Raw genomic sequence first — 9,053 nt, 5'->3', positions numbered from 1 at the left:
CCGTCCAGGCAAATGCCGCCGCCATCTTCACCACTCTCCGCATCCCCGCCAGCCACCCCCGCCTCCCGTCCAGCCAAAGCACACCGGACGGGGGGTCCGGGGGGCGCGCTCGCCTCCCGGTGGGGAGGTCCAGGAGGGGCAAAGCCCCTCCTGGCCGCCGGAGGCATCCCCCCCGTTCACCGACCGTTGATTTCCGGCAGATTGCGGGGGCTGGCGCCGAAGTAGCGTTTGAATTCGCGGTTGAACTGGGAGACGCTTTCGTAGCCGACCTGTCGGGCGGCGTCGCTGGCGCGCAGGCGGTCTTCGACGAGCAGGCTTCTGGCTTTGTTGAGGCGCACTTTTTTCAGATACTGGATGGGCGAGAGTGAGGTGACGTCCTTGAAGGCGCGGTGGAAGGCGGAGGTGCTCATGTTGACCGCGCCGGCGAGCTGTTCGACGCTGCAGGGCTGGTTGAAGTTGCAGTGGATCTGCTTGAGCGCCTTGTCGATGCGGGAGAGCCCGGTGTTTTTGTGGGCCAGGGCGTAGAGGGAGGCGGCGTTTTCGCCGCACATGATGCGAAAGAGCAGTTCGCACACCAGTCCCCGGCCGAGCACCCGGGCCTCGCGGGGGGAAAGGAGCGCGCAAAGGAGCCTGCGCACCGTTTCCTTGAAGGGGGCGTCGGCAAAGGCCAGGGTGAGGCCCTGATGGCGGCAGCAGGGACGCGCGGGGCTGCCCGGGGCGGCCTCGTCCATCTGGTCGATGACGCTTGTGAGCATGTGCAGGTCGATATCGACCGTAAGAGACAGGAGGGGCTCGCCGGGGTGCACCACGGCCTCGCATTCGGCGGGCAGGGGCACGGACAAGACCAGATAGTGGTCCGGATCGTAGAGGTAGACGGTATCGGCCAGGTGCACCTTCTTGGCGCCCTGGCCGAGGATGATGACGCCTTGCTGGTAGAACAGCGGCGTGCGGGGGATGCTTCCCGTGCGCTTGTGCAGGGCCACGCCCGGGATGTCCGTGGTCGTTTCCCCTTCGTTTACGGCCAACCGGCCCATGAGTTCGGCGATTTCCCGCATGGGGCCTCCCCGCCGTCGCGGCCTTGTGGCATGTGGCCCTTACGACGGCTGCCTTTTTCTATCACAAAAAGCAGCATCAGACAAGAATCAGGCGATATACGGCCTGTTTTATCGTTTGCAAAGGATTTCTCTCCGATCTTCGCTCCGAGTTGACCCCGAACGGATACTGTTTCTATAGTGACCATGGTTCAGAGGATTTTCTCACGCCGGCGACATGGGAGCAGGTCATGAAAGTCCACGACATCATGCAGCACAACGCGCATTTCCTGCGCAAGGACGATACGCTGCGCGAGGCGGCCGCCCTTTTCCGCGGCAACGGCGTGGGCGGAGCGCAGGTGCTTGGCGACTCCGGTTATCCGGAGACGATATTCACCAGCGACGACCTCATCCGCGCCCTGGCCGGCGGAGCCAATCTGTCCGACCCGGTCTCCCAGCACGCCCATCGCCACATCTGCGCCGTGCAGCCCGACACCCCGGTCAACGAGATCGCCTGGTACGAGAACCGGTTTCTGGCCGTTGTCGACAGCCTCAACCGGATCATGGGCTGCGTGGACGCATCGAGCCTTTTGCCCGAAATCGCGCCCAACCGGACCGATACGGCCGAGCCCTGGGCCCGTGCCCTGGCCCGGTTTCCCGAGCCGCTTCTCCTGTGCGACCGCGACGGGACCATCGGCTGGGCCAACGATGCGGCCAGGCTGGTGCTTGGCGATGCCGGCCGCCGGGGCGTGGGCCTGCGGCAAGCGCTTGTGGGAGCGGGCTTCGATGTTGAGGACGACCCGGTGGAACCGGCGGCGGTGGCGTTGGCCATGCGCGACGACTCCCGCTACGTGACCCTGCGCTGGCAGGTCCCGGACCCCTATCGCCCAAATGCCGCGCCCTGCCGCATGGTCTGGCTGCGCGACGTCAACGACCGCCACGCCGTGCTCGGCAAGCTGCGCAGCCTGCGCGACCTGTCCCGGGAACTGCGCTCCATCATCGACTCCTCCTTCGACGGGATTTTCATCACCGACGGCGAGGGCGTCACCTTGCAGATCAACCGCGCCTACGAACGCATCACCGGCATCCGCGCCGCCGAGGTGGTGGGACGCAGCATGCGCGATCTCGTGCGCGAGGGGTTCTACGACCAGTCCGTCACCCTGCTCGTGCTGGAGTCGCTGCGAAGCGAAACCATCATCCAGAAGGTCAAGCGCGGCAAAACCATCGTGGTCACGGGCAACCCCATCCTGGACGAAAAGGGCAAGCTGTGGCGGGTGGTGACCAACGTGCGCGACGTCACCGAGCTGCAACGGCTGCAGGAAGAACTGGAAAAGATCAGCGCCCTGCACGACCGCTACCGCATGGAGCTCGATTCGCTGCGCAAGAGCATCGGTCAGGGCGGACGCATCGTGGTGCGCTCCAAGCGCATGCGCGACGTCTACGAGCAGGCGTTGCGCCTGGCCCAGGTGGATTCCACGGTGCTGATCCTCGGCGAATCCGGGGTGGGCAAGGAGGTGGTGGCCTCCATCATCCACGAACACAGTCCGCGCAAGGACAGGCCCTTTGTCAAAATCAGCTGCGCGGCCATCCCGGAAGCGCTGCTCGAGTCCGAGCTTTTCGGCTACGTCCACGGGGCCTTTACCGGAGCCTGCCGGGCCGGCAAGCCGGGGGTGTTCGAGCTGGCCCACCAGGGCACGCTTTTTCTCGACGAGATAGGCGAGCTGCCGCTGGGGTTGCAGGCCAAGCTGTTGCGCGTGCTCCAGGAACGGATGGTGCTTCGCCTGGGCGAGGTGCGCCCGACCGCCGTGAACGTGCGCATCATGGCCGCCAGCAACCGGGATCTGGAAACCCTGATGCGGCAAGGGCTCTTCCGCAGCGACCTCTATTATCGCTTAAGCGTCGTGCCGCTGGTCGTGCCGCCGCTTCGGGAACGACGCGAAGCCATCTTCGACTTCATCTACCGCTTTCTGGGGAGCTTCAACCGCAAGTACGGCCTAAGCCGCCAGATCGATCCCGAAGCCTGCGACTATCTGGCCGCCTGCTCCTGGCCGGGCAACGTGCGTCAGCTTGAAAACACCATGGAGCGGCTGGTGGTCCTGTGCCAGGGCGACGTGATCACCCGCGGGGCGGCGACCCGGGCCCTGGCCGCGACCAAGGGGGGACAGGAAGCCGAAATAACCGTCGATACCGGGCTGCGGGGCATCCTGGAAACAGCCGAACGGGAAGCCATCCGGCAGGCCCTGGCAAGCCATGGTTCCACGCGCAAGGCGGCGCAGGCGCTCGGGGTCAACCAGTCGACCATCGTGCGCAAGGCGCGTCGCTATGGACTGTCCGAAGCCTGATGCCCGCAAGCATCATCCGATGCGCCACGGCATCGCCTTTGTATTCCCTTTTGTTTTATCGCGAAAAGCACCAGACATAGCACGTTCTCTTTTAGCGGCGATGCATGCCCGCATCACCTGATGTTTATTATCATCACTTGCGGATAGACAGCTTCGGTCAATCGGCACGACATCCCCCCGGCATTGCTCCCCTTCCTGGTTTTATTCCTTTTTTCGCCCCGCTGGCATGGATATTGATCTCTTGGAGCGGGCGGCGCGACCTTTCCCGGCCTTTGCAGGAGCACTTGGCACGCGACGTCCGGCGTCAAAGGCAATGCAGTCGAACCGAGTGATTGGAGGACTTCATGGCAGTGCAAAGCGTCAGACGGACCCCTGATAACGAAGCGCCCTACATTCCCTTGTGGAAACTGAAACTGCGCCTTCCCGGCATCCATTACCGCTGGGAATGGGCCGACTATGTGCAGGGCCTGGTCATGTGCGCGGTGTGCCTGTCGATCATCCCGGTGCTCCAGGATACCCTCGGCATGCCCTTCGAGGTGGCCCTGGCCATCGTCATCTTAAACGGCTTCCTCTACCTCTGGCATTCCCTGTTCGGCGACCCGGTGGTGCCCGGCTGGGTCACACCGGCCATCCCGCTTTTGATCGCCTACTGCCTCAGCTACCCCATGGGCCCGGAGCGCATGCACGCGCTGATCGCCTTCGAGCTGACGCTCGGCATCTGGTGCCTCTTTCTCGGCGTCACCGGCCTTGCCCGCACGGTCATCGGGCTCATTCCCCGGGCCGTCAAATCCGGCGTCATTCTCGGCGCCGGCATCGCCGCCATCCAACTCATCTTCAAGGAAGGCGGCAAGTTCTACACCATGCCCATCACCATCAGCGTGTGCGCCCTGGTGGCCCTTTTCATGATGTACAACCCGCTTTTCAGGGGCTGGTCCACGAAAAGCTCCCTGGTCAAGCTGGCGGCCAACCTCGGCATCCTGCCGGCCATCGTGGCGGCCATCATCATCGCCCCGCTGGTCGGCGAAGCGCCTTTCGAAATCCAGTGGGGCTTCTCCCACCCCGCCTTCACCACCCTGTGGACCGACTGGGTGCCCTGGGGAACCCTCGGCTGGCCGTCGCTTTCCATGTACCTCAAGTCCATCCCGCTGGTGCTGGCCGCCTACATCGTGATCTTCGGCGACGCCGTCCAGGCCCAGGGCATCATCCGCGACGCCGACGCCAAGCGCCCGGACGAACACGTGGACTACAACCCCGACCGGGCCCACCTGATCGTCGGCGCCCGCAACACCTTCATGTCCTTCATGGGTCCCGACGTCTCCATGTGCGGCCCCATCTGGGCGGCCATGACCGTGGTCACCTACGAACGCTGGAAAACCGGCCGCGAGAGCATGGACTCCATCTTCGGCGGCGTGGCCGCCTTCCGCTGGGGCACCTTCACCGGCTACTGGCTGCTGCCCATCGTCTCCATGACGCGACCCATCCTGCCGGCCGCCCTGTCGCTGACCATGATCATCCAGGGCTTCGTGTCGGTCTACATCGGCGCGCGCGAGGCCAAGAGCTTAAAAGACCTCGGCATCGCCGGCATGGTGGCCGGCATCCTCATCTCCAAGGGCGCGGCCTGGGCCTTCGGAGCGGGCCTCGTGGTCTGCTTCATCATCTACGCCCTGGACTTTTTCCGTGGCGACACCACCGCCGCCCCCATCTGGGCCGAGGACCTGCAACGCGCCCTTGACGCCGAAGCCGACGCCCTGGCCGGGGAGAAATCCTCCGTCTAGTGCGGCGTTCTCTCAAAAATAATGAGTTAAACATAGTATTCTCAAAATTCGTCTGCACGAATTTCGAGAACGCGACACGAGGCAGGACACGGCAGAATGCGACGGCGGACCGGCTGTCGCCGCTCCATATCCAACCCCCACCGTATTACCCGGAGGCTTGTCTTATGCATCAGGAGATTTTCGCCACGACCCCGCGCATCATCCTGGGAACCGGAACCATCGCCCGCCTGGGCGACGAGGTCCGCCGCCTCGGCGGAACGTCCGTATGCATCATCACCGACCCGGGCGTGGCGGCATCCGGCATCGTGGAACGCGTGGAAGGCCTGCTCGATGCGGCCGGCCTGAGCCATGTCCGCTTCGACAAGGTGGAAGCCGATCCGCGCTACGAAATCGTGGAGGACGCCCTGGCCGTGGCCAGGGGGGCCAAGGCGGACGTCATCATCGGCATCGGCGGCGGCTCGTCCCTCGACATGGCCAAGATCACGGCCGTCATGGCCACAAACGAGGGGCCGGTGGGCAAGTACTTCGGCACGGACCTGATCCCCGCCCCCGGGCTCAAGACCATCCTCATTCCCACCACGGCCGGCACCGGCAGCGAGGTGACGCCCATCGTCATCCTCTCGGACCACCACGAAAAGCTCAAAAAGGGCATCGTGAGTCCGTACATCTTCCCGGCCGTGGCCCTGCTCGACGCCGAACTGACCATCGGACTGCCGCCCAAGGTCACGGCCGCGACCGGCATGGACGCGCTGATCCATGCCCTGGAAGCCTACACCTCCATCAACGCCACGCCCATGACGGACCTGCTGGCCAAGGAAGCCATCCATCTGATCTACAACAACATCCGCTCCGCCTACGCCAAGGGCGACAATCTGCCCGCCCGGGAAAACATGCTGCGCGGGGCCATGCTGGCCGGCATGGCCTTCGCCAACGCCGGGGTCACGGCCGTGCACGCCTTTGCCTACCCCATCGGCGCCGAGTTCCACATCCCCCACGGCATCGCCAACACCATCATGCTGGTGCCGGTGATGCGCTTCAACCAGACCGGCAACCTCGGGCGCTTCGCCGAGCTCGCCGCCTTCCTGGGCCAGCCGGTTGCGGGTCTGAGCCTGCGCCAGGCCGCCGCCAGCGCGGTCACGGCCCTGACCGAACTGGCCGAGGATCTGGCCGTGCCCCAGCATCTGGCCGCCTACGGCGTCACCGAGGAGCACGTGCCGACGCTGGCCGCCAGCGTCATGCTGGTGACGAGGCTTCTGGCCAACAACCCGCGCCACATGACCCAGGAAGACGCCGCGGTCATCTACCGGCAGGCCCTGTAAGCGGCTCGACATACCTCGCATACCTCAGCCATCGCGGAGAATACCCATGAAAATGTACATGTTCGAAGCGGGCATCCTCAAAAGCAAACAACAGTACTTCACCCTGAACAAAGGCGTGGACAAGGAGTTCGACGTTCCCGTGCCCTTCGCGCTCATCGACCACCCCAAGGGCAAAGTGCTTTTCGACACGGGCAACGCCCTCGAAACCGTCCACCACAAGGAAGAACACTGGGGCTCCATCCTGGCCGCCTACGATCCGGTCATGACCGAGGACCAGTGGTGCGCCAACGCCATCAAAAAGGTCGGCTGCGCTCCGGAAGATATCAGCTACGTCATCCTGTCCCACCTGCACCTGGACCATGCCGGCGGCGTGGGCCATTTCCCCAACGCCAAATACATCGTCCAGCGCGACGAACTCCACTTCGCCTACGTGCCCGACCCCTACATGAAGGCCGCCTACATCCGGAAGGACTTCGACAAGGACGTGCCCTGGGTGATCCTCGAGGGCTGGCGCGACGACGGGTTCGACCTGTTCGGCGACAAGGCCATCACCATCCACTTCACCCCCGGCCACACCCCCGGACACCAGTCCATCCTCGTCAACCTCGAACACTCGGGGCCCACCTTCCTGGCCGCCGACTCCTGCTACACCACCGACAACCTGCAAAACGGCACACTGCCGGGACTCATGTGGAGCGCCGGCGAAACCGTACGCAGCGTCGAACGCATGCGCCTGCTCCAGGACGCCCACGGCGTGACCATCATGACCGGCCACGATCCCGAAGCCTGGAAATCCGTCAAACAGGCCCCGGCCTACTACGACTGATCCGACGCGGGGGGCTTCTCCGGCCCCCCGCCGCCAACCATGAAAAACCGGTCCGCACGGTCGCGGGCCAAGGGAGCGGCATGGTGAATCTGAAAAACTCGGAACTGTTCAAGGAAGCCTGTCTGGTGAACGGCCAGTGGGTGGCGGCGGCAGGCGGCGAGACCGACACCGTCACCAACCCGGCCGATGGCAGCGTGGTCGGCAAGGCGCCGCAGTTGTCGGCCGCGGAAATCGAGGGCGTCATCGCCGCCGCCGACGCGGCCTGGAGGCCCTGGGCCGCCCTGGCCGCGCCAAAGCGCGCGGCGGTGCTGGAAAAATGGCACGCCCTGATCCTGGAGGCCGCCGACGATCTGGCCACCATCCTGACCACCGAGCAGGGCAAGCCCCTGGCCGAGGCCAAGGGCGAGATCATGTACGCGGCGTCCTTCATCAAATGGTTCGCCGAGGAAGCCCGCCGCGTCTACGGCGACGTGATCCCCGCGCCCACGGCCGACAAGCGCCTGCTCGTGCTCAAGCAGCCCGTCGGCGTCACCGCCGCCATCACCCCCTGGAACTTCCCGGCCGCCATGATCACCCGTAAGGCCGGACCGGCGCTGGCCGCCGGTTGCGCCATGATCGTGCGCCCGGCCGCCAAGACGCCGTTTACCGCCCTGGCCCTGGGCGTCCTGGCCGAACAGGCCGGGGTGCCGGCCGGCGTGCTCCAGGTGGTCACCGGCAAATCGAGCCTCATCGGCAAGGCGCTGACCGACAGCCCGGTGGTGCGCAAACTGTCCTTCACCGGCTCGACCGAGGTCGGGCGCAAGCTCATGGCCCAGTGCGCGCCGACCATCAAGCGCCTCTCCCTGGAACTCGGCGGCAACGCGCCCTTTATTGTCTTCGACGACGCCGACCTGGAACAGGCCGTGGCCGGGGCCATCGCCTCCAAATACCGCAACGCCGGCCAGACCTGCGTGTGCGCCAACCGCCTCTACGTCCAGTCCGGCATCCACAACGCCTTTGCCACGCGCCTGGCCGAAGCCGTGGCCGCCATGCCCGTGGGACCGGGCACCCAGCCCGGGGTCCTCATCGGCCCCATGATCGATGCCAAGGCTGTGGAAAAAGTGGAGAGTCACATCGCCGATGCACTGGGCAAAGGCGCCAAGGTGGTGCTCGGCGGCAAACGCCATGCCCTGGGCGGCCAGTTCTTCGAACCGACCATCCTGTCGGGCGTGACAAGCGAAATGCGCGTGGCCCGCGAGGAAACCTTCGGCCCGCTGGCCCCGATCTTCCGCTTCGAAACCGAGGAAGAGGTGATCGCCGCGGCCAACGATACCGAATACGGCCTGGCCGCCTACTTCTATACGGAAAACGCCAGCCGGGTCTGGCGGGTGGCCGAGGCGCTGGAATACGGCCTCGTCGGCCACAATACCGGACTCGTGTCCAACGAAGTGGCCCCCTTCGGCGGCGTCAAACAGTCCGGTATCGGCCGTGAAGGCTCCAAATACGGCATCGACGAATACCTCGAGATCAAATACGTCTGCTCGTATATTGGATAATCAGGGAAATTAAGAAAGGGGAAGAGAATGCGAGAGGGGGAACCCTTTAAAAAGGGTTGCCCCCTCTCGCGCTCTCCCCTTCCTAAATTTCCTCACTATTCCTCATAGAAACCGCTCTCGTTTTGATCGCAACGCCAGCAGAGAGAAGGTCCCAACGCCCCCCTTTAAAGTTTTTGGGGAGGGTGGGGGTCCGGGGGAGGGAACCCCTTTTTTCAAAAAGGGGTT

The 9,053-nt window shown here is 64.7% G+C and carries 6 protein-coding genes; 5 read left to right on the top strand and 1 reads right to left on the bottom strand.

Annotation, left to right across the window (positions count from 1 at the left end; translation table 11 throughout):
- Positions 1-176: 176 nt before the first annotated feature.
- The gene (locus tag ACMZ6R_RS19310; protein ID WP_416114567.1) at positions 177-1,055 is read right to left on the bottom strand and encodes an AraC family transcriptional regulator; all 879 of its coding nucleotides are present in this window, start codon (positions 1,053-1,055) and stop codon (positions 177-179) included.
- 227 nt (positions 1,056-1,282) lie between these two features.
- Between ACMZ6R_RS19310 and ACMZ6R_RS19305 the strand changes: the two genes are divergently transcribed.
- From ACMZ6R_RS19305 to ACMZ6R_RS19285, 5 genes are all read left to right on the top strand, one after another.
- On the top strand, positions 1,283-3,373 hold the full coding sequence (locus ACMZ6R_RS19305; protein WP_416114565.1) for a sigma 54-interacting transcriptional regulator: 2,091 nt from the start codon (positions 1,283-1,285) through the stop codon (positions 3,371-3,373).
- 344 nt (positions 3,374-3,717) lie between these two features.
- Positions 3,718-5,148: a hypothetical protein gene (locus ACMZ6R_RS19300; protein ID WP_416114563.1), complete on the top strand. Its 1,431-nt coding sequence runs from the start codon at positions 3,718-3,720 to the stop codon at positions 5,146-5,148.
- Between the two features lie 164 nt (positions 5,149-5,312).
- Positions 5,313-6,467, top strand: a complete 1,155-nt coding sequence (locus ACMZ6R_RS19295; RefSeq protein WP_416114561.1) for an iron-containing alcohol dehydrogenase — start codon at positions 5,313-5,315, stop codon at positions 6,465-6,467.
- A 46-nt stretch (positions 6,468-6,513) separates the two neighbouring features.
- The gene (locus tag ACMZ6R_RS19290) at positions 6,514-7,293 is read left to right on the top strand and encodes an N-acyl homoserine lactonase family protein (RefSeq protein ID WP_416114559.1); all 780 of its coding nucleotides are present in this window, start codon (positions 6,514-6,516) and stop codon (positions 7,291-7,293) included.
- 80 nt (positions 7,294-7,373) lie between these two features.
- Entirely contained in the window at positions 7,374-8,828 is a 1,455-nt protein-coding gene (locus ACMZ6R_RS19285) for an NAD-dependent succinate-semialdehyde dehydrogenase (RefSeq protein ID WP_416114557.1), read from the top strand.
- Positions 8,829-9,053 lie beyond the last annotated feature (225 nt).

The sequence above is a fragment of the Solidesulfovibrio sp. C21 genome, from assembly GCF_047785625.1.
Classification (GTDB): Bacteria; Desulfobacterota; Desulfovibrionia; order Desulfovibrionales; family Desulfovibrionaceae; genus Solidesulfovibrio.
The sequence above is the reverse complement of the archived record's forward strand: the minus strand, read 5'-3'. Positions and strand labels throughout refer to the sequence as shown.

Excerpts from the sequence above, each read along its gene's own strand:
- ACMZ6R_RS19305 (WP_416114565.1), top strand. The coding sequence starts at position 1,283 with ATGAAAGTCCACGACATCATGCAGCACAACGCGCATTTCCTGCGCAAG.
- ACMZ6R_RS19290 (WP_416114559.1), top strand. The coding sequence starts at position 6,514 with ATGAAAATGTACATGTTCGAAGCGGGCATCCTCAAAAGCAAACAACAG.
- ACMZ6R_RS19285 (WP_416114557.1), top strand. The coding sequence starts at position 7,374 with ATGGTGAATCTGAAAAACTCGGAACTGTTCAAGGAAGCCTGTCTGGTG.
- ACMZ6R_RS19310 (WP_416114567.1), bottom strand. The coding sequence starts at position 1,055 with ATGCGGGAAATCGCCGAACTCATGGGCCGGTTGGCCGTAAACGAAGGG.
- ACMZ6R_RS19295 (WP_416114561.1), top strand. The coding sequence starts at position 5,313 with ATGCATCAGGAGATTTTCGCCACGACCCCGCGCATCATCCTGGGAACC.
- ACMZ6R_RS19300 (WP_416114563.1), top strand. The coding sequence starts at position 3,718 with ATGGCAGTGCAAAGCGTCAGACGGACCCCTGATAACGAAGCGCCCTAC.